Origin of the sequence: Neiella litorisoli, from assembly GCF_014773395.1 — a bacterium.
Taxonomy (GTDB): domain Bacteria; phylum Pseudomonadota; class Gammaproteobacteria; order Enterobacterales; family Neiellaceae; genus Neiella; species Neiella litorisoli.
In genome coordinates this window covers 44,521-66,092 of sequence record NZ_JACXAF010000021.1, presented here as the reverse complement: position 1 = coordinate 66,092, position 21,572 = coordinate 44,521, and the positions used below count along the sequence as shown (strand labels likewise).

At 50.0% G+C, this 21,572-nt stretch carries 17 protein-coding genes; 2 read left to right on the top strand and 15 right to left on the bottom strand.

Annotated features, from left to right (window positions below; genetic code table 11):
• Window positions 1-22 precede the first annotated feature (22 nt).
• From nifV to nifU, 3 genes are read right to left on the bottom strand one after another with little or no spacing between them, the layout of a single operon-like run.
• Window positions 23-1,204 (bottom strand): homocitrate synthase, encoded by a 1,182-nt coding sequence (gene nifV / locus IC617_RS14885; RefSeq protein WP_191145778.1) that lies wholly within the window; start codon window positions 1,202-1,204, stop codon window positions 23-25.
• A 5-nt stretch (window positions 1,205-1,209) separates the two neighbouring features.
• Entirely contained in the window at window positions 1,210-2,451 is a 1,242-nt protein-coding gene (nifS, locus tag IC617_RS14880; protein WP_191145777.1) for a cysteine desulfurase NifS, read from the bottom strand.
• Window positions 2,448-3,335: a Fe-S cluster assembly protein NifU gene (gene nifU, locus IC617_RS14875; protein ID WP_191145776.1), complete on the bottom strand. Its 888-nt coding sequence runs from the start codon at window positions 3,333-3,335 to the stop codon at window positions 2,448-2,450. The genes nifS and nifU overlap by 4 nt, the downstream gene beginning before the upstream one ends.
• Before the next feature lie 516 nt (window positions 3,336-3,851).
• On the opposite strand from nifU, the gene IC617_RS14870 reads away from it, so the two are divergent.
• Window positions 3,852-5,666 carry a DUF885 domain-containing protein gene (locus IC617_RS14870; RefSeq protein ID WP_191145775.1) on the top strand — a complete coding sequence of 605 codons (1,815 nt, stop codon included), beginning with the start codon at window positions 3,852-3,854 and terminating at the stop codon, window positions 5,664-5,666.
• Between the two features lie 85 nt (window positions 5,667-5,751).
• Here the strand turns inward: IC617_RS14870 and IC617_RS14865 are convergent, their stop codons facing one another.
• From IC617_RS14865 to galU, 5 genes are all read right to left on the bottom strand, one after another.
• Window positions 5,752-7,098 (bottom strand): MFS transporter, encoded by a 1,347-nt coding sequence (locus tag IC617_RS14865; RefSeq protein ID WP_191145774.1) that lies wholly within the window; start codon window positions 7,096-7,098, stop codon window positions 5,752-5,754.
• Window positions 7,099-7,277: 179 nt separating this feature from the next.
• Complete coding sequence (locus tag IC617_RS14860; RefSeq protein ID WP_191145773.1) at window positions 7,278-8,276, bottom strand: NAD-dependent epimerase; 999 nt, start codon at window positions 8,274-8,276, stop codon at window positions 7,278-7,280.
• A 13-nt stretch (window positions 8,277-8,289) separates the two neighbouring features.
• Entirely contained in the window at window positions 8,290-9,627 is a 1,338-nt protein-coding gene (locus IC617_RS14855; RefSeq protein WP_191145772.1) for a UDP-glucose dehydrogenase family protein, read from the bottom strand.
• A 50-nt stretch (window positions 9,628-9,677) separates the two neighbouring features.
• Window positions 9,678-10,694, bottom strand: a complete 1,017-nt coding sequence (gene galE / locus IC617_RS14850) for a UDP-glucose 4-epimerase GalE (protein ID WP_191145771.1) — start codon at window positions 10,692-10,694, stop codon at window positions 9,678-9,680.
• Window positions 10,695-10,710: 16 nt separating this feature from the next.
• The gene (galU, locus tag IC617_RS14845; protein WP_191145770.1) at window positions 10,711-11,607 is read right to left on the bottom strand and encodes a UTP--glucose-1-phosphate uridylyltransferase GalU; all 897 of its coding nucleotides are present in this window, start codon (window positions 11,605-11,607) and stop codon (window positions 10,711-10,713) included.
• 266 nt (window positions 11,608-11,873) lie between these two features.
• Between galU and IC617_RS19115 the strand changes: the two genes are divergently transcribed.
• Window positions 11,874-12,173: a ComEA family DNA-binding protein gene (locus IC617_RS19115; RefSeq protein ID WP_369410411.1), complete on the top strand. Its 300-nt coding sequence runs from the start codon at window positions 11,874-11,876 to the stop codon at window positions 12,171-12,173.
• A gap of 19 nt (window positions 12,174-12,192) precedes the next feature.
• On the opposite strand, the gene nlpI is transcribed toward IC617_RS19115, so the two are convergent.
• The 7 genes from nlpI to nusA all read right to left on the bottom strand — a co-directional run bounded on the left by nlpI (window position 12,193) and on the right by nusA (window position 21,568).
• On the bottom strand, window positions 12,193-13,080 hold the full coding sequence (gene nlpI / locus IC617_RS14835; RefSeq protein WP_191145768.1) for a lipoprotein NlpI: 888 nt from the start codon (window positions 13,078-13,080) through the stop codon (window positions 12,193-12,195).
• 95 nt (window positions 13,081-13,175) lie between these two features.
• Window positions 13,176-15,314, bottom strand: a complete 2,139-nt coding sequence (pnp, locus tag IC617_RS14830; protein ID WP_191145767.1) for a polyribonucleotide nucleotidyltransferase — start codon at window positions 15,312-15,314, stop codon at window positions 13,176-13,178.
• 208 nt (window positions 15,315-15,522) lie between these two features.
• Entirely contained in the window at window positions 15,523-15,792 is a 270-nt protein-coding gene (gene rpsO / locus IC617_RS14825) for a 30S ribosomal protein S15 (protein WP_087506777.1), read from the bottom strand.
• 119 nt (window positions 15,793-15,911) lie between these two features.
• Window positions 15,912-16,859: a tRNA pseudouridine(55) synthase TruB gene (gene truB, locus IC617_RS14820; protein ID WP_191145766.1), complete on the bottom strand. Its 948-nt coding sequence runs from the start codon at window positions 16,857-16,859 to the stop codon at window positions 15,912-15,914.
• Window positions 16,859-17,272: a 30S ribosome-binding factor RbfA gene (gene rbfA / locus IC617_RS14815; RefSeq protein ID WP_191145765.1), complete on the bottom strand. Its 414-nt coding sequence runs from the start codon at window positions 17,270-17,272 to the stop codon at window positions 16,859-16,861. The genes truB and rbfA overlap by 1 nt, the downstream gene beginning before the upstream one ends.
• Window positions 17,273-17,350: 78 nt before the next feature.
• Window positions 17,351-20,032, bottom strand: coding sequence for a translation initiation factor IF-2 (infB, locus tag IC617_RS14810; RefSeq protein WP_191145764.1), 2,682 nt, complete (start codon window positions 20,030-20,032; stop codon window positions 17,351-17,353).
• A gap of 30 nt (window positions 20,033-20,062) precedes the next feature.
• Window positions 20,063-21,568 (bottom strand): transcription termination factor NusA, encoded by a 1,506-nt coding sequence (gene nusA, locus IC617_RS14805; RefSeq protein ID WP_191145763.1) that lies wholly within the window; start codon window positions 21,566-21,568, stop codon window positions 20,063-20,065.
• Window positions 21,569-21,572 lie beyond the last annotated feature (4 nt).

The window sequence follows — 21,572 nt, the reverse complement described above, 5'->3', positions numbered from 1 at the left end:
CTTAAAATGCAGTTGGCTACGGCTAGGCCGCAACAATCTGCTCTGAATTGATGGTTTGTAGCTGCTGATAAAATGCCGCTAACTCCAATTGATTAGGGTTGCGCTTGTGACATTCGGCCCAATCACGCAGCCAGCCTCTGAGCTGCTGAGCTTGCGAATGACTCAGCTCAATACCCTGATGCTGATAAATCGCTTGAATCGCCCGCGTTCCAGAGTGCTTACCGAGTACCATTTGATGACTGCGGCCGACAATTTCAGGCTGAAAGGCCTGATAGTTGTTGGGATCTTTCAACAGTCCGGCGACATGAATGCCAGATTCGTGGGTAAAGACACCTTCGCCGACAATGCTCTTTTGCTGACTCAGTTGGCGGCCAGATGACAACGCCACTAGCTGACAGATCTGCGGCAACTTCGCCAGAGCAATCGCAGGCGCAGAGCGCGCCGGTAACGATGGTAGTAACGCCAACGCAGCCACCACTTCTTCAAGTGGTGCATTACCCGCTCGCTCGCCTAACCCAGCCACGGTCGTATTGACCGAATAAGCGCCTGCGCGCACCGCCGCCAATGAGTTTGCAGTTGCCAAGCCCAAATCATTGTGGGCATGCATTTCGACTTGCAGATCGGTGTGATTAACCAGCGCATTGAGTTGTTCGAAGCAGCCAAACGGCTCTAAGATCCCCAACGTATCGGCATAGCGGATACGGCTGGCACCTGCTGCTTGGGCGGCATCAGCAACACGTAACAAGCTACTTAACGATGCCCTTGAGGCATCTTCGAGACCAATGCAGACCCGCAGCCCCAAGTCCTTTGCCAGCGCCACCCGCTCTGGGATTTGTGCCAATAATTGCGATTCGGTCAGGCCCAACTTCGATTGCCGTTGCTGCTCGGAAGCCGGTATGGATAAGTCCACCCAGTCCAGCCCCAGCCCGCGGCAACAGGCAATGTCCTGCGGCAACATCCGACACCAGCCCATTGCTTCGGCCGTGGTTAGTGAGGCGGTAATTGCTTGAATCACCTCTTGTTCGGCTGGGCCCATTGCCGGAATGCCAACTTCCAATTCCGTCACGCCCGCTTGCTCAAGCGCACTGGCAATAGCCAACTTTTCGGTCAGGCTAAAAGCAACGCCTGCGGTCTGCTCACCATCTCGCAAGGTGGTGTCATTAATCACAACGGGCGCATCTGAGAGCGATTGACAGCTAGCCATAATCGTTAACCGTAAGCAGGTTCAAATGCTTGTTCGCGAGGACAATTCTGCTCAGGATCCCAATAAGGCGAAATCGAGCGAAGCCGTTCAACAATGGCTGGCAACTCGGCCAGTACCCGATCGATCATATCCTCAGTGGTGTATCGCGACAGCGAAAATCGAATCGCACCATGGGCCGCGGTGTATGGAATATCCATTGCCCGCATTACATGACTGGGTTCAAGTGAGCCAGAGGTACAAGCCGATCCAGATGAAGCCGCAATATTGAACTGGTTCAACATCAGCAAGATGGATTCACCTTCGACATACTCAAAGGCGATATTGCTGGTGTTCGGAACGCGCTGCGATGGGTCGCCGGTGACAAACGAACAAGGCACCCGAGCGAGCAAACCATGCTCCAAGCGGTCTCGCATCATGGCGATCCGAGCCGACTCACGCTGCATGGCATTGACCGCCAGCTCGGCGGCTTTGCCAAGCGCCACAATACCACTGGCATTCTCGGTGCCAGCACGGCGCCCGCGTTCTTGGTGGCCGCCGCGCAGCAAGGGGCGGAACTTAGCACCGCGGCGCAGATAAAGCGCGCCAATCCCTTTGGGTGCATGGAATTTATGACCCGATAGTGACAGCAGATCAATGCCGCTGCCCGCTACTTGAATCGGCACTTTACCAGCGACTTGAACCGCATCGGTATGGAACAAAATGCCGTGTTTTTTGGCCATTTCAGCCATGCCACGGATTGGGAAGATGGTGCCCGTTTCGTTATTCGCCCACATCAGGCTGATAATGGCAACTCGCTCGCTGAGCGCGTTTTGGTAAGCCTCCATATCAATACGGCCTTTGCTATCAACACCAATCCAGTGAATGGTGTAACCCTTGCGCTGAAGATGCTCACACAACTGCAAGGTGGCCGGATGTTCAACCACCGAGGTAATGATTTCTTTGCGCTCAGGAAATGCCTCGACCGCCGATAAGATTGCGGTGCTGGTTGCCTCTGTGGCGCAAGAGGTGAAAATCACCTCGGTGGCATGTTCGGCACCAATCAGTTGTTGTACCTGAGTGCGGGCAACTTCGATCGCTTTGCCAACCGGATCGCCAAATTTGTGAATGGACGATGGGTTGCCATAGTGTTCGGTTAAAAATGGCAACATCGCGGCGACGACTTGCTCGTCCACTTGAGTCGTTGCGTTGTTATCCAAATACGCGGGTTCGCAGGTTTTACTGCCATTGCAACATTTGGCTGGATTCATTGGTCACCTCCAACAACTTTCAGTGGCGCTTTGCTGAGCGCCGAACTTCCGACCGGATACACAGTGATTGGCTCGCCCAGTGCTTCACTGAGCTTTTGTTCGATCATAGCCAGCGTCGCGCCTGACAAACCGCAGCCAGAGCAAGCCCCGGTCAGCGCAAGAAAGACCATGTCGTCTTCAACATCTGACAGCTGAACGTCGCCACCGTCGGCTTGTAACTGCGGCCTGACGTCGTTCAATACCGCTTCAATTCGATGAATGCGTTCAACAATCGATGCTGGCGAAGTGGCAATTTCAACCGAGCCCGCACTTTGATAATCGGCCACGCATTCTTCGAGCACCCACTCAATTTTTTCATGGCATGCGGCACATGCGCCGCCCGCCTTGGTGTAGTGAATCACTTCTTCTAGCGTCGATAATTGGTTTTGGCTGACCACCCGCTTAATTAACTCATCGTCAATGGCAAAGCACTTGCAAATCAGCTCGCCTTCTTCGTGATCATCTTCGATGGTTTCGCCACGGTAATCAGCAATAGCCGCATGCAGTGCTTCCATGCCCATTACTGAGCAGTGCATTTTTTCTGGCGGTAAGCCATCGAGATAATCAGCAATGTCTTGGTTGGTTAGCGTTAACGCCTGATCAAGGGTCTTGCCGATAATGATTTCGGTTAGTGCGGAAGACGACGCAATGGCGCTGCCACAACCGAATGTTTGGAATCCTGCTTGTTCAATTACCTCGGTTTGAGGGTCGACTTTGAGAGTTAAACGCAATGCATCGCCGCAGCTAATGGAGCCGACATCGCCGGTTGCATTGGCCTGTTCAACGGCTTTGGCGTTGCGCGGTGAGAAGAAATGGTCTTTAACTTTTTCTGAATAATCCCACATAAGCTGGCCCACGTATTCTGTTTAGTCGAAGAAAAAAACGGTGGTCAGCTGCACTCACAAATCCAATCGTGTCAGTGAGCAGCGCAATGATTAGAACAACGTGGGAACCTAGAACACAGGAGATCCAATCATTGTCTGACATCGCTGTACTTGATCTGGACAACACAATTTGTGCCGACCACCGTCAGTGGGATAGGTGCAAATATGAGACCCTTTAAAGAAATATTTATCCAATTGTTTTAAAAGGATTTTCAAAAATAGCCACGGCAAGATTAGTGCGACATAGATCACATCCGTAGCAAGATTTGTCGGCTTTGTGACAATCCGCTTTGGGCGATTCACAAACACTTACAATTGCCCGACAACGGAGGATTTACATTTTAGTTGGTGCTGTTAGGGTTCTGCTGGGACCGTGCAATTACTCTAATCGTCCCCCCATAACTACTCTAATGACCCAGCATGGAAGCTGTCAGCAGCTCCCTATTGCTGAGCAATAACCGACAGGATCGAAAATAAATGAAGGTGTTAAAATGGATTGGCGGCCTGATACTGGCCGTTTTAGTGCTAGGAGGCAGTTTTGCCGCCCACGAATGGTATGCCGAAAAGCCATTGTCTTTCCGCATTTTTCTGGATCGCGAAGCGCTGAAAATTGCCCTCGACAGTCCAGAGGGATTAACTCAACTGGGCTTTTTAGAAGGGATTGGCATTAAAGGTCACAACGCCAAGTTGGATGATGCCAGCCCAGAAAAAACAGATGAACTACTGGCCAAAATGCATGAATTGCATGGCACCCTCACCAGTTATGAAGGCTTGGATAAAGAACAACAGCTGAGCTACGACATTGCCCTTTACTTGCTTAATGCGGTACTCGAAGGTGAAGAATTTCGTTACCACGACTATCCAGTGAATCAGCTATTTGGGGTGCAAAATGGTTATCCCAGCTTTATGCAAGCATCGCATCAAGTCAACGATGAAGTGGACGCCGAGCACTATCTGGCGCGCTTATCGGCTGTTGGTGTCAAGTTTGAGCAAGTGATCGCAGGCCTTGAGCGCCGCACCGAGCGCGGTATCTTACCGCCAACCTTTGTGATCGATCGAGTTTTGACAGAAATGAACGGCTTTATCGACACCCCGATCAAAGAGAACATTCTGTACCAATCGTTCGAAACCAAACTCAACGCCATTGATGCCATGCCCGCTGAGCAAAAAGCCGATTTCCTCGCCCAAGCAGAACAACGTATCGGCGATAGCGTCTACCCAGCTTATCAACAACTGATTGATTATTTTGTCAAAGTAAAACCACAGTCGAACACTGACGATGGTTTATGGCGTCTGCCAAATGGTCTTGCTGCCTACGATCAGGCGCTGCGCTTCTTTACCACCACTGACTACACTGCTGAGCAGTTGCACCAGCTCGGTTTATCCGAAGTGGATCGAATTCAATCTGAAATTCTGACTATTCTAGCGGCCGAAGGCATGGACACCGCTGTTGGCTTCACCGCGGCGATGGCGGACTTGTCGGATCGGGCTGAGTTTTATTACGACGACAGGGATGAAGGTCGCGCCCAGATTCTGGTCGACTACCAAGTGATCATTGATGAAATCAACGCCGGTCTTGAAGATGCTTTTCGTATTCGCCCGAAAGCAGGCCTCGAAGTCGTGCGCATTCCTGAATTCAAAGAGAAAACGGCGCCAGGCGCTTACTATCAGCCGCCGTCAATGGATGGCAGCCGACCTGGGCGCTTTTTCGCCAACCTGTACGATATCAAAGCAACGCCGAAATTCGGTATGCGTACTCTGGCCTATCACGAAGGTATCCCCGGCCACCATTTCCAGATTGCCATTGCGATGGAGTTAGAAGGCTTACCCTTCATTCGCAAAATGGCACCATTCACGGCCTATATAGAAGGCTGGGCGCTGTATTCCGAACAATTAGCATGGGAGCTCGGTTTCCAGAAAGACCCGTATGACAATGTTGGTCGATTGGTTGCTGAACTGTTCCGCGCGGTGCGCCTTGTGGTCGATACTGGCATTCATGCCAAACGCTGGACGCGTGAAGAAGCCATTGCCTATATGTTGGCAAATACCGGCATGGCCGAGTCTGACGTCATCGCAGAAATTGAGCGCTACATTGTCATGCCAGGGCAAGCGACATCCTACAAAGTAGGCATGATCAAAATCCTTGAGCTACGCGAGAAAGCCAAAGCCGCGTTGGGTGACAAATTCGATCTGCGCGACTTCCACGATGCAGTGCTGAAAAATGGTGCGGTGCCGCTGAGTATTCTCGAAACCATCATCGACGACTACATCGAGCAAACCCTCGCCTCATAACTCACTTTTCTCGGCCACTTCGGTCAGGGCAACTGCGCTGACCGAAGCTTCATTTTTAGCAGTAAAACTGCAGTAGCTCCCCAAGTTACACTGAGCCAGGCGATTCGCTCAGTTCGCTCTGAATTTGGGCCACCCGTTGCTCGGTCAATGTGTATCGACTCATGGCATATGCGGCCAGTAATGCCAGTAAAGCAGGGATCAGTGTGAACATCATTAGGATGCCATGGCGGGTCGACTCTGTTTGCTGGATATTGGCCTCAAAACCAAATGCGGCCAATAAAAATCCCGTCGCTGCGCCGCCAATCGCCCAGCCCATTTTTTGTGAGAATGAGGCACCGGCAAAGACTAGCCCAGAGCTGCGGATCCCTGTTTTATGCTCTTGGTAGTCAACCAAATCCGCATACATAGCAAAAATAATTGGTGCCGGCGGACCAGACAGTAATTGACTGGCGAAATGGATGACATAAATCCATGTCAAATCATCGCCATCACAGAAGTAGATCAACGCCATCAGCACCGCATTGGCAATGGTAATGGCGATATAGACATACTTCTTGTCGAAGCAGCGGATCAGCCAAGGCGTCGCTAAGGCACCAATCAGACAAAAAATGGCGCCACCAACTAAAAACCACTTCGCTCCTTGCTCATCGAACAGCACATACTTGAAGTAATGCATGGTAATGGCATTGCGAATGGCGATGTAGCCCAATGAAAACATCGCCACAGCAAACAAGATTAGAAATGGTCGGGAACGCACGATGCCCGTCAAGTCACCAATAAAGTGGCTGTGACTGGCAGCTTTTGGGCGAATTCGCTCTTTGGTCAATGCCACGGTGGCAAACATGAGTAGCACAAGAATCAACGAATAAACCGCCATGGTTCGCTGGAAGCCCAACGCGTCATCACCACCGCCTAACCAGCCAACCAAATCCATCGTAAAGTGGAGTACCACAATACCGGTGACAAATGCGCCAGCAAAGCGCCAAGTTGCCAGCGAGGCTCGCTCTTTTGGGTCACTGGTCATGACACTCATCATTGACGCATACGGGATGTTCATGGCGGTGAATAACATACCCACGGCAAAGTAGGTGGCATAGGCATAAATCAGCTTGCCCGAGTCCGATAAATCTGGAGTACTCAACGCCAGCGTGGCAGTTATCCCCAAGGGAATAGCGCCAAATAACAAATAGGGGCGGAATTTGCCCCAACGGGTCTCAGTGCGATCAGCGATAGCCCCCATCACCGGATCATTCACCGTATCCCAAATACGAGTCAGCAATAATAAACTGCCGACCGCAGCGGCCGACAAACCGAACACATCGGTGTAAAAGTACACCTGAAAATAGATAAAGGTCATCCAAACAAAATTAAATGCTGAATCACCCAGCCCATAACCTAGCTTTTCGGTCCACTTCAGCTTTTGTGCCGCCATTTCCCTTGCCCGCTCCCATGTAATACAAAACCAGACAATTGTTAACAGTATGCAAAAATAAAGCAATCACGATTGTTTGTGTTTGTGAACTACAGGAAGATTTTTAGTGAGCTACTGCAGGAAGCAGTGGTGTGAAAAGAACAGCAGCCAATCAAGCGACATGTTGATTGGCTGAGCGATTAACGATAGTAACTTTTGTACCAGCGAACAAAAGACTCAAGCCCTTGCTCCACTGATGTTGCCGGAGAAAAGCCGACATCTTCAACTAGGTCGTCAATGTTTGCCGCGGTGGCAACCACATCCCCCGGTTGCATTGGCATCATCAGCTTATTGGCTTCAATCCCTAAGCAGCGCTCCAGCGTTTCAATAAAGTAACCGAGCTCAACCGGATTGTTATTACCAATGTTATATACCTTATATGGCGCTTTACTGGTTGATGGATCGTCACTACGCCAGTTTGGATTTGGCTCAGGCAATTTGTCCATCACCCGCACCACACCCTCGACAATATCATCGATGTAGGTGAAATCGCGCCGCATCTTGCCGAAGTTAAAGACCTTAATCGGATCGCCGGCCAACATGGCTTTAGTGAACAAAAAATACGCCATATCAGGGCGGCCCCAAGGACCATAAACAGTAAAGAAGCGCAGCCCAGTTGTTGGTAAACCGTACAAATGTGAATAGCTATGGGCCATCAGCTCATTGGCTTTTTTACTCGCGGCATAAAGCGAGACGGGGTGATCAACGTTGTCGGAAGTCGTAAACGGCATGGTTTCGTTCATGCCGTATACTGAACTGGAAGAAGCGTAAACCAAGTGTTCAACACCATGGTGACGACAACCTTCGAGGATTGTCATCATGCCCGTCATATTGGAATCAACGTAGTCAAAAGGCGCATTGAGCGAATGGCGAACTCCCGCCTGCGCCGCCAGATGGATCACGCGCTGAAAGCGGTGATCGGCAAATAGCTGCGCCATCGCCGGCCGGTCGGCCAAATCAAGCTCGATAAACTCAAATCCAGCGAGGGATTCCAATTGTGCCAATCGAGCATGTTTGAGACCAACATCATAGTAGGAATTGATATTATCAATGCCCACCACTTGATGGCCGTCGGCAATCAAGCGTTTACTAACGTAAAAACCAATAAAGCCGGCAGCTCCGGTCACCAGTACTTTCATCAACTAAGCTACCTTATGCGGTAATGCTGTCACCGCGCCCCATGGCGTAGTAAGACAAGCCATAGCGCTTCACTTGCTCTGGTTCGTATAGGTTACGACCATCGAAAATCACAGGGTCAGTGAGTTGCTCTTTGATGTCATCGAAGTTGGCTGCGCGGAATACCTTCCACTCAGTACAAATCACCAAACAATCAGCACCTTTCAGCGCGGCGTCCTTGGTGCCGACAAGCTCCAAGTCGTCACGGGTGCCGTAGATGCGCTGCACTTCTTCCATCGCTTCTGGGTCAAAGGCTCGGACTTTAGCACCGGCCTGCCATAGCGATTCCATCAACACACGACTTGATGCTTCGCGCATATCGTCGGTGTTTGGTTTGAAAGACAACCCCCAAACCGCCACTGTTTTACCCGCTAAGTCGCCTTTGTAGTATTCATTCAAGCGTTTGAACAACACTTCTTTCTGGGCGTAGTTAACGTTTTCGACAGCTTTAAGCAGAGTTGACTCATAACCAATTGAATCAGCGGTGCGAACAAGAGCCTGAACATCTTTCGGGAAACAAGAACCACCATAGCCGCAGCCAGGATAAATGAAGTGGTAGCCAATGCGCGGATCAGAGCCGATGCCTTGACGGACTTTTTCGATATCAGCACCCAAGCGCTCCGCTAGGTTCGACATTTCATTCATAAAGCTGATTTTGGTCGCCAGCATACAGTTAGCGGCATATTTGGTCAGCTCAGCTGAACGAACATCCATGAAGATCATCCGGTCATGGTTGCGGTTAAACGGTGCATAAAGTTCGCGGATCAACTGACGGGCATTGTCATCATCGGTGCCGATGACGATGCGATCAGGTCGCATGCAGTCATTCACTGCAGCACCTTCTTTCAAGAACTCAGGATTTGAAACTACCGCGTAATCATGAGTCACGCCGCGTTGCTCCAACACCTCAGCAATTGCGGCTTTAACTTTGTCTGCAGTACCAACTGGAACAGTACTCTTGTCGAGCACCACTTTATAGCCATTCATGTGCTCGGCAATCGTGCGAGCAACGGCCAAAACATATTTTAAGTCCGCAGAGCCATCTTCATCAGGCGGTGTGCCAACAGCAATAAATTGCAATTCACCAAACTGCACCCCTTCTTTGGCATCGGTAGTGAAGTGCAATCGACCTTCTTTGTAATTGGTCTCAACCAGGGGCGTCAAACCCGGCTCATAAATTGGAATAATGCCCTTCTTGAGGTTGTCGACTTTGTTTTGGTCAACATCGACACACATGACTTCATGACCGAAGTCGGCCATAACCGCAGCCTGTACCAGGCCGACATAACCAATTCCAAAAACGGTGACTTTCATATTCAATCGCTCACTTTATAAAATTTATAATCTGGTTCAGCTGTGACTAGCTAGTCGCTATAACCATTCGGGTTATTCGACTGCCAGCGCCATGCATCTTCTGCCATTTCGGCTAACTCTCGTTTTGCCTGCCAACCAAGCTCAGCCGCGGCCAATGACGGCTCGGCATAACACTCGGCAATATCTCCCGGCCGTCTTGCAACCACTTGGTATGGGATAGCTACGCCACATGCTTTGGCAAATGCAGCAATCACTTCAAGCACCGAGTAACCGTTACCTGTGCCTAAGTTATAAATCACTAACCCCGGCGAAGTACTAAGTTTATCGAGTGCTTTGACATGACCTTCCGCAAGATCAACCACGTGGATGTAGTCGCGTACGCCGGTGCCATCTTTGGTGGCGTAATCATCACCAAAGACACTAAGCTGTTGTAATTTACCGACTGCAACCTGGGTGATATAAGGCGTTAGATTGTTCGGAATACCTGAAGGATCTTCGCCGATCAGGCCACTCTTGTGAGCGCCAACTGGATTGAAGTAACGCAGCAATGCGATATCCCAACTCGGATCGGATTTGGCGAAGTCGCTGAGGATTTCCTCAACCATTAATTTCGAGCGACCATAAGGGTTGGTCGCCGATGTGGGAAAACTTTCTAAAATTGGCACCGACGCAGGATCACCGTAGACGGTTGCCGACGAGCTGAATACGAGGCGTTTCACGCCAGCCTGCTGCATCGCTTGGCACAATGTTAAAGTGCCTGCGACGTTGTTTTGATAATAATCCAGTGGGATTTGTGTTGATTCGCCGACAGCTTTAAGACCAGCGAAGTGAATCACTGAAGCAATTTGGTACTGCGCAAACACCGCATCAAGGGCGGCTCGGTCGCGAATATCAACCTGATGGAATGGAATCTCATCAGCACCCGTAATTTGCTGAACCCGCTGCAACGATGTTGCACTTGAGTTGCATAAGTTGTCGACGACGATAGGCCGGTGACCGGCCTCGATTAATGCGATCAGGGTGTGGCTACCGATATATCCGGCGCCACCTGTGACCAATACGTCCATGTTAATGGCTCTCTAATTACAATTTAGCGGCAAAGTCTTTGACAAAGCTCGCGAACGATTCGCCGATATCATGATGGCGGATGCCATATTCCATATTGGCCTGCATATAACCCAGCTTACTACCACAATCGTGGCTACGCCCTTTCATGTAATAGGCGTTTACCGGCTCAACCTTCATCAAGGAGGCAATGGCATCGGTAAGCTGAATTTCACCACCGGCGCCCGGCGGTGTGTATTCCAGTAAGTCCCAGCACTCAGCGCTCAACACATAGCGGCCGACAACGGCTAAGTTGGACGGTGCGTCATCTGGATCCGGCTTTTCCACCGTTCCGATCATTTTGACCGATTCACCTGGTTTCAAGTCATAGCCACCCAGATCAACCACGCCGTAACTGCCAATACTTTCATGGGGAACGGCTTCCACCATGATTTGACTCGCGCCGGTTTCTTCGAACAAGCGGGTCATTTCAGCTAGGTTGTCTTTTTTCGGATCAGCATCGTACTTGTCGATGAGTACATCCGGTAGCACGACGGCAAATGGCGTTTCGCCAACCAGCGGCTTAGCACACAAAATCGCGTGGCCCAAGCCAAGAGCCGTGCCCTGGCGAACGTGCATGATGGTGACATCTGGTGGACAAATCTTCTGCACCTCGTCGAGCAACTGACGCTTTACCCGCTTTTCTAGGGTTGCTTCCAGTTCAAAGCTGGTATCGAAGTGGTTTTCGATGGAGTTTTTACTGGAATGGGTCACCAGCACGATTTCTTTGATCCCGGCTTTGATGCACTCTTCGACCACGTATTGGATCAGCGGACGATCGACAACAGGTAACATTTCTTTGGGGATTGCTTTGGTAGCGGGGAGCATTCGGGTGCCGAGGCCGGCGACAGGGATTACAGCTTTCCTGATTTGCATCTTGATATCCTTTCCTTACTTGCGGTCTTTCATTGTCCGCCCATCAACTGGCTTATTGGTCCCAATCGACAGCGCGATCACCGTACGTCAATACTTGCTGGAGCTAGGTTACACTGATTTCAAGGCAAGGTTAAGCCCCGACATTAGTCGATTTTCGGTGATATATGGATAAATTTGCCGGACTCGGCTTTTGCGTCTAAGTTAAATTTGTGTCGTGCAAACGACGCATGGATGACAATTTAATGAAATGCTTAAGGACAAGCACCATGAAAAAATTAATCGCAGTAACCATTGCGAGCGCGGCCTTGTGGCTAAGCTCACCAACCCTATCGAACGACATTGACACCAGCAGTGACTACCAACAACAGTTGCCAGCCGTCAATATCAACCATGCCGATGCCGAAACCATTGCTGATCGCCTGAGTGGCATTGGTTTGGTTAAAGCCCAAGCTATTGTCGATTACCGTCAACAGCACGGACCATTTCGCTCACTCGAAGAATTGACCATGGTCACCGGTATCGGTGAAGCCTTGCTGGACAAAAACAGAGCTTATCTGAGTCTATAAGCTTGTTGATTACCTGCCGTCAACCGGCGGCAGGCTCTTGTAACTTCTCTTGCGACAACCGCTTAAGTTCCAGCATGGCATAACGATGCTCAACAAAATCATAGACATTGGTTGCTAACGCCAAGCGGAAGAAATTACCGGCATAGATTGACTCATCGGTATGTGCGGCCAATTTACCGAGATAGAAATAGGCTTCGCAAAGGCGCTCGGCATACGCCTCTTCACTGCCAATGCCAACCGGCAAGGTGCGCATAAAATCATTGACGGAAATACGCTGCAAAAACAAATCAACTAAGTTGGTTGCCCAGTCATCATCCGATAGCTGCGCACGATGGCGAATAAGGTTGGCGTTCGCGGCTAACGGATCAACCTCGTATTCGGCCATGTAGAGCCACAAAACCCGATAGGGATCAGACTCCTGACGAAGGTAAAACTCAGTTAAATCTTCAACCGCTAAGGCGCTTCGTCCAGCATAATAGCGCGCAATACCACGGTTAAGCAGGGCATATTTGTGCTCAGGGTTCAACTCGATTGCAGAACCAAAAGCTTCAAAAGCCTCAACAAACTGCTCGCCTTGAGTGTAATGAATGCCAACAAAATTGTAGGCGTCGGCAAAATCGGCTTTCATCCGAAGTGCGCGGCTAAAATCGAGATGAGCCAATGCTTTTAAACCAAGAGAGTCATAGCGCACGCCGCGGTCATAAAACAAATGTGCTAAGCGGCCATCATCAACGTCGGACAAGCTAATAATTTCAGTCAGCTTGGCAATCGCGGCTTGTTGCTCAATACTGGGCTGTCGCGGCACCGCTAATAGCATTTCATGGGCTTGGGTCGGTTGCTTGGCGGTACTGGCACAACCGCTAATTACTGCCACAGTTGCCAGCAGTAACCACTTCAAATAAGACATATTTTCTGCCTGAATTAAAAAAGGCCAATCGAGGGATTGGCCTATTATTGCGGAATTACAAATCAGAGGCCAAAAAATATTGGCCTTTAACTGAATTATTCAGCTTCTGGTTGCTCGGCTACCGCTGCTGCCGGCTCTGCTGCTTTAGGCTCAGCAGGCTTGGCTTCTTTAATGCTCAAGCGCACACGGCCCTGACGGTCAATTTCAAGTACTTTAACATCGACTTGCTGGCCGTTTTCAAGGTAGTCAGTTACTTTCTCAATGCGTTTTTCGGCAATTTGAGAAATGTGTACCAGACCTTCTTTACCCGGCAGAATTTCAACGAAAGCACCGAAATCAACGATGCGAGTTACGCGGCCGTTATAAATGGTACCCACTTCGATTTCAGCAGTGATTTCTTCAATGCGCTTCAGAGCAGCTTTGGCAGCTAAGCCATCAACCGCAGCAACATTGATCGTGCCGTCGTCTTGAATATCAATGCTACAACCCGTTTCTTCAGTGATCGCACGAATGGTTGCACCACCCTTACCAATCACATCTTTAATCTTCTCAGGGTTGATCTTGATGGTGTGAATACGTGGAGCGAAGTCGGAAACTTCTTCACGGTGAGTGCCAATGGCCTCATCCATCACGCTCAAGATATGCAAACGAGCACCGCGTGCTTGGCGCAATGCAATTTGCATGATCTCTTTGGTGATACCTTCGATCTTGATGTCCATCTGCAAGGCAGTCACACCTTCGCTGGTACCGGCAACTTTAAAGTCCATGTCACCCAAGTGATCTTCATCACCCAGAATGTCAGACAGAACCACGAAGTCATCGCCTTCTTTCACCAAGCCCATGGCAATACCAGCAACCGATGCTTTAACCGGTACACCGGCATCCATCAGAGCCAATGAAGAGCCACATACAGACGCCATCGAGCTAGAACCGTTCGATTCAGTAATTTCAGACACGATGCGAACTGTGTATGGGAATTCGTCTTCATCTGGCATCACCGCGGCAACGCCACGTTTTGCCAAGCGACCATGACCAATTTCACGACGCTTAGGCGAGCCGATAAAGCCAGTTTCGCCAACACAGTACGGAGGGAAGTTGTAGTGGAACAAGAACTTGTCAGTACGCTCACCTGACAACTCGTCCAGAATTTGCGCATCGCGCTTGGTACCCAAGGTACAAGTAACCAAAGCCTGAGTTTCACCACGGGTGAACAAAGACGAGCCGTGAGTGCGCGACAAGACGCCAGTCGCAACATTCAAGGCACGAACCATTTCTGGGTCACGGCCATCAATGCGAGGCTCACCAGCGATGATACGTTGACGAACAACGTTCTTTTCAATTGAGTAAAGGATGTCACCGATTTCACCGGCATCCAATTCTTCGTCAGCTTCGGTCAATTGTGCAGTAACAGCTTTCTTGATTTCACCAACTTTGGTGTAACGCTCAGCTTTTTCAGTAATTTGGTACGCTTCAACAAATTGCGCTTCAGAAGCAGCTTTTACTTGGTCATACAGAGAAACGTTTTTCTCTGGAGCAACCCAGTCCCACTCAGGAGTAGCAACTTCGGCTTTCAATTCTTTAATGGCGTTGATTGCGGTTTGCAGTTGCTCATGGCCATAAACCACAGCTTCTAGCATCACTTCTTCTGGCAATACTTCTGCTTCAGATTCAACCATCAATACGGCTGATTCTGTACCGGCAACAACCAAGTCTAGCTTGGAGTTAGGCAACTCAGACAACAGCGGATTCAATACAAAGCTGTTATCAACATAACCCACACGCGCAGCGCCAATTGGGCCGTTGAATGGAATGCCTGAGATTGATAATGCAGCTGAGGTGCCCAGCATGGTGACGATGTCAGCTGGCACTTCAGGGTTTAACGATACGACAGTGGCAATCACCTGAACTTCGTTCAAAAACCCTTCTGGGAATAATGGACGGATCGGGCGGTCTACCAAACGAGCAATTAAGGTCTCGCCTTCGCTTGGACGGCCTTCACGCTTGAAAAAGCCGCCTGGGATCTTACCGGCTGCATATGCTTTTTCTTGGTAGTTTACTGTCAGAGGGAAAAAGTCTTGTCCTGGGTTGGCTTCTTTTTTACCAACAACTGAGACCAAAACTGATGTGTCATCCATGGTTGCCAGAACGGCAGCGGTGGCTTGACGTGCAATCACGCCGGTTTCCAGGGTCACTGTGTGTTGACCGTACTGGAATGTTTTTACAATCGGCTTCACGATTTATATTCCTGTTTGTCTTTTCAGATTTTTACTTTCAATTTTCGCCGCATAAGTATACTGGAATCCTCCCAATTGCCTAGCTTTCGGGCAATTATTTGGTACGCGCTGTGAAGCTGGTGTAGGCAGAAGTTTACGGAAGGCAATAAAAGTAGAAATGAGGCATTAAAAAAGGGGCTGAAATAGCCCCTTTTTGTTGAATCTTTGCTTAGCGACGCAGACCCAATTTTTCGATCAGGCTCTGATAGCGCTCTTGGTTTTTGCGCTTCAGGTAGTCAAGCAGTTTACGACGCTGGCTTACCATGCGCAGCAAACCACGACGGCTGTGGTGATCGTGGATGTGAGTTTTGAAGTGACCTTGCAAGTGGTTGATTTGAGCAGTCAACAATGCAACTTGCACTTCTGGTGAACCCGTATCGCCTTCGCCTTGAGCGAATTCAGCAACAATCGCTGCTTTCTTTTCAGTAGTTAGTGACATATCAGTCTCCTAAAATGTATAAAACCAGCGCCGATCACTAATTCAGCGGCTGGCAGAGGGCGCGTATATTACCGACTAAGTTAGCAAACAGCAAGCAATACCCGCCCACATCAACAAAGTTATTGCTGGCGAGCGCTAACAGGCACCACTAAACGCTTTGGCGCCAACTGACCTTCATCGGACACATCACCAACGCCGAGAAATTCGCCACTCTGTGATTTAATCCGAACTTGGCCCTGCGGGGCGGTAAATCCAACCTGCACCGTGCGGCCCTGTCGAACAAAGTCACAGCTTTGCGGATCGAGCTCAATTTCAGGCAAAGCAACAACCGGCGAATCCATCGGCAGCAACTGTTGATCTAAGAATTCACCCGCTGGCAATTCAGCATCATCAGCCTTATCACGCAATGCCTGCAATTGTTCCAGCGTCATCATTTGCTCTGTTGGGTAGTGAGCAACATGAGTCCGGCGCAGCTCAGCAACATGGGCCCCGCAGCCAAGTACTTCGCCTAAATCATCAACCAGGGTACGAACGTAAGTGCCTTTCGAGCAATGCACGTCCATGGTCAGCCAGACATCATTCAATGCCACTATTTCAAACGAAAACACATGAATCGGCCGCGCTGGGCGGTCAATGTGAATGCCTTGACGGGCGTAATGATATAACGGCTTACCTTCATGCTTGAGGGCCGAGAACATCGTTGGCACTTGCTTTATATCACCACGAAATTGCACTAACGCTTTTTCAACGTCTGCCTCAGTGACCGAAACCGGCTTTTCTGAAACTAACTCACCGTCTGCGTCAGACGTCGTCGTGCGCTGCCCCAAACGAGCAACGACACGATATTTTTTATCGGCATCCAGTAAAAACTGGCTGAATTTGGTCGCTTCACCCAAGCAAATAGGCAACATGCCAGTGGCCAGCGGATCAAGCGCGCCGGTATGACCGGCTTTTTGCGCCGCAAACATACCGCGGACTTTGATCATGACACCGTTACTGCTCATTCCGGTTGGCTTGTCGACCAAGATGACGCCATCGATCGGACGACCTTTTCTGCGTTTGGCCATTACTCCTTGCTGTCCCCAGCAGGTGCATCATCATCAGTGTTGTCGCCACGTTTGCGAGCATCTTCTTTGACCGCCGATGACACCACGTTGGACAGGCGCATGCCTTCGACTAACGAGTTATCGTAGATGAATTGTAGTTCCGGCGTCAGTCGCATTTTCACTTCTGAGCCCAGTAAGCTGCGGATATAACCAGCAGCCTCTTTCAATGCCTTCATACCGGTTTTGATGGCTTCATCATCATCAAATAAGAAGGTCACATAAACTTTGGCGTAGGCAAGATCGCGTGATACTTCGACATCAGAAACCGTCACCATGCCAATGCGGGGATCTTTGATCTCGCGCTGCAGAATCATCGCAATGGATTTTTTAACCTGCTGTGATACGCGATCTGTGCGTTTAAAAGCCTTTGCCATAAATAAAACCTCTCAAGACAAAAGCGGGGGCCTAAGCCCCCACTGTAATACTTGGTTTGAAACGATTGTGAAGGGCGATTACAGCGTACGCGCCACTTCCACCGTTTCGTAAACTTCAATCTGGTCGCCAACGCGAACATCGTTGTAGTTCTTCACGCCGATACCACATTCCATACCGTTGCGGACGTCCTGAACATCGTCTTTAAAGCGACGCAAGGATTCCAATTCACCTTCGTAAATCACTACGTTTTCACGCAGAACGCGAATCGGTGCAGAACGCTTGACGGTGCCTTCGGTCACCATACAACCGGCGATTGCACCCAGTTTAGGCGATTTAAAGACGTCACGAACTTCGGCCAAGCCGATGATTTCTTGTTTGAACTCAGGAGCCAGCATACCTGACATGGCTTGCTTGACTTCATCAATCAAATCGTAAATCACGCTGTAGTAACGTAAATCAACACTTTCCGCTTCAAGCAAACGACGCGCAGTCGCATCAGCACGAACGTTAAAGCCAAGTACAATGGCATTAGATGCCGCAGCCAAGCTAGCGTCGGTTTCGGTAATACCACCAACACCGGTACCAATGATCTTCACTTTCACTTCATCGGTAGACAGCTTCAACAAGGCATCAGTAATAGCTTCGAGAGAGCCTTGAACGTCTGCTTTCAGAACAATATTCAGCTCAGACACATCACCTTCGGTCATGTTGGCGAACATGTTCTCCAGCTTAGCTTTCTGCTGACGTGCCAGTTTCACATCACGGAACTTGCCTTGACGATAAAGTGCAACTTCACGAGCCTTACGCTCATCCTTAACAGCTGTCGCTTCGTCACCTGCAGATGGCACACCAGACAGACCAAGAATCTCAACAGGAATCGATGGACCAGCTGATTCAATCTCTTTACCGTTCTCGTCTCGCATGGCACGAACACGGCCATATTCGAGACCACAAAGCACGATGTCGCCTTTGTTCAATTGACCTTGTTGCACCAGAATCGATGCAACCGGACCACGACCTTTATCAAGACGCGATTCAATCACAATACCGCTGGCCATGCCGGTCGGTACCGCTTCAAGCTCAAGTACTTCAGCACACAGCAAGATACTTTCGAGCAGTTCGTCAACACCCGTACCCGCTTTTGCTGAGACGTGAACAAACTGGACATCACCGCCCCAGTCTTCTGGGATCACATCGTGCTGAGCCAACTCATTCTTAACGCGATCAGGATCGGCTTCTTCTTTATCAATCTTGTTAACAGCAACAACCAGCGGCACTTCGGCAGCACGAGCGTGCTGAATCGCTTCAATGGTCTGTGGCATCACGCCATCATCGGCCGCCACAACCAACACCACGATGTCAGTCGACTTAGCACCACGGGCACGCATGGCCGTAAACGCGGCGTGACCAGGAGTATCCAAGAACGTGACCATACCGTTGTCAGTTTCGACGTGATATGCACCGATGTGCTGGGTAATACCGCCCGCTTCGCCGTCGGCAACTTTCGCTTTACGAATGTAATCGAGTAGCGAGGTTTTACCGTGGTCAACGTGGCCCATGATGGTCACAACCGGCGCACGAGACGTTTTGTCACCTTGCGCCTCGGCTTCTGCCAATACGTTTACTTCGAGCTGATTTTCTTTAACCAGAACCACCTTGTGGCCCATTTCTTCAGCGACTAATTGTGCTGTTTCTTGGTCGATAACTTGGTTGATCGTCGCCATCACACCCATTTTCATCATGGACTTAATGACTTCACCACCTTTCACCGCCATTTTCTGAGCAAGTTCGCCGACGGTAATGGTCTCGCCGATACGGACATCGCGTTCCACTGGTTGAGCTGGCTTATTGAAGCCTTGCTGCAATGCTGAACCGCCTTTGTTGCCGCGACCACCGCGACGGCCGCGACGACCACCAGCGTTATCGTTGTCCACACCTTTGCGTTTCTTCGGACGGCGACGACGAGTTTCTTCTGAGCGATCTTGCTCGTCTTCCGCTTCCTGGGCATAGCGAGAGCTTGTTAAATGCACATCGGCATTTTCAGCTTCTTTCTGTTTGGCCTCTTGCTCAGCCCAACGAGCCGCGTTTTCTTCAGCTAACTTACGAGCTTCTTCAGCCTGACGAGCAGCTTCTTCTTCAGCCTTGCGGGCCGCTTCAGCTTCTTGCTTCGCCTTGATTTCTTCAGCTTCTTTGCGCGCTTCTTCGCGCACGCGCTCTTCTTCTTCACGCTTTGCTTTGGCTTCAGGCGTTTCGTTTGCTAACGCAGCTTGACGAGCGGCTTCTTTACGACGCTCCTCTTCTTCTGCTTTGGTTTTCGCTTCTGCTTCTGCCTTAGCTTGAGCTTCAGCCTTAGCCTTCGCTTCTGCCGCTGCCTTGGCTTCCGCTTCTAGGCGAGCTTTTTCTTCCGCTTCGCGCTGAGCTTGCTGCTCGGCTTCCAAGCGAGCTTGTTCAGCAGCCGGATCACGTTTGACATAAGTGCGCTTTTTACGCACTTCGACTTGAACCTGTTTGTTACGACCTTCGGAGCTTGTCACCTGCAAGGTACTTTTCTTGGTGCGGCGCAGCGTCATACGCTTGGGTTCCGCGTCACCTTCGCCACCGTGTTGCTTATTCAAATGAGCCAACAAGGTTTGCTTTTCATCTTCTGTGACCATGTCGTCCGCTTTTTTGCTGATGCCCGCTTCTTTAAATTGAGCAATCAAACGTTCAACATTGGTACCCACATCGGTCGCGAGCTTATTAATGCTTACTTCTGCCATGCTTCGCTGTTCTCCCGTTAATTTCTTTCTTTAGGCTTCGTCACTGAACCAACAAATCTGGCGAGCAGCCATGATCAGTTCACCGGCAGAAGTCTCATTTAAACCTTCAATTTCTGAAATATCATCAACACCTTGCTCGGCTAGATCTTCCAGAGTCACCACACCTTTCGCGGCTAAGCGGAATGCGACCTGGCGATCCAAGCCTTCTAATGCAAGAAGGTCCTCTGCAGGTTCAGCATTTTCTAATGACTCTTCATTAGCTAGCGCTTTGGTGGTAATGGCTGCTTTGGCGCGTTCGCGCAACTCTTCAACGATATCCTCGTCGAATCCATCAATTTCAAGCAGCTCATTGACAGGAACGAAGGCAATTTCTTCGAGGGTATTAAAGCCCTCATCAACCAGCACACCAGCAAACTCTTCATCAATATCCAGATCATTCATCAGTGCTTCGATGAACTTCTGAGATTCAGCTTGGTGCTTGGCATTCATGTCGTCTTGGGTCATTACATTCAGCTCCCACTCAGTCAATTGACTGGCAAGGCGAACGTTTTGACCATTACGACCAATGGCTTGCGCCAAATTAGAAGCTTCTACCGCAATATCAATCGAGTTGGCGTCCTCATCAACGATGATGGCCGCAACATCAGCTGGCGCCATGGCGTTGATCACGTACTGGGCGACATTGTCATCCCACAATACGATGTCAATGCGCTCACCGCCCAATTCGCCGGATACAGCTTGTACCCGTGAGCCGCGCATACCAACACAAGCGCCAACCGGATCGATACGACGATCGTTGGTCTTCACGGCGATTTTGGCACGACTACCTGGATCGCGCGCTGCGCCCAAGATCTCAATCATTTCTTCGCCAATTTCCGGTACTTCGACGCGGAATAGCTCAATCAACATTTCCGGCTTGGTACGAGAAACAAACAATTGCGCGCCGCGCGCTTCTGGACGCACTGCGTACAACAAACCACGAACCCGATCGCCTGGGCGGAATGACTCCCGTGGCAGCATATCTTCGCGGTACATGATGGCTTCGGCGTTGTTGCCCAAGTCCAAAATCACGCTATCGCGATTCACTTTTTTAACCACACCAGTGATCAAGTCGCCTTCTTGGTCTGCAAACTGCTCAACAACTTGCTGACGCTCAGCTTCACGTACCTTTTGGACGATAACCTGTTTGGCGGTCTGAGTGGTGATGCGGTCAAAAACGATTGATTCAATTTGTTCTTCGACGTAATCGCCTTCTTGCAACTCTTCGTTTTCCCACAGCAAACGAGCAACTTCCAACGAGTACTCTTTGGTTGGGAATTCAGAAGGCTGGTCATCGGCGATCACCAACCAGCGACGAAATGTTTCGAAATCACCGGTTTTACGGTCGATGTCGATGCGAACATCAATATCAGTTTCGTTCTTTTTCTTTGTCGCAGTAGCTAGGGCCGATTCAAGCGCCTGAAAAATCTTCTCTCGCGGCACTGCTTTTTCGTTAGAAACTGCATCGACGACTTGCAGAATTTCTTTGTTGTTCATTTAT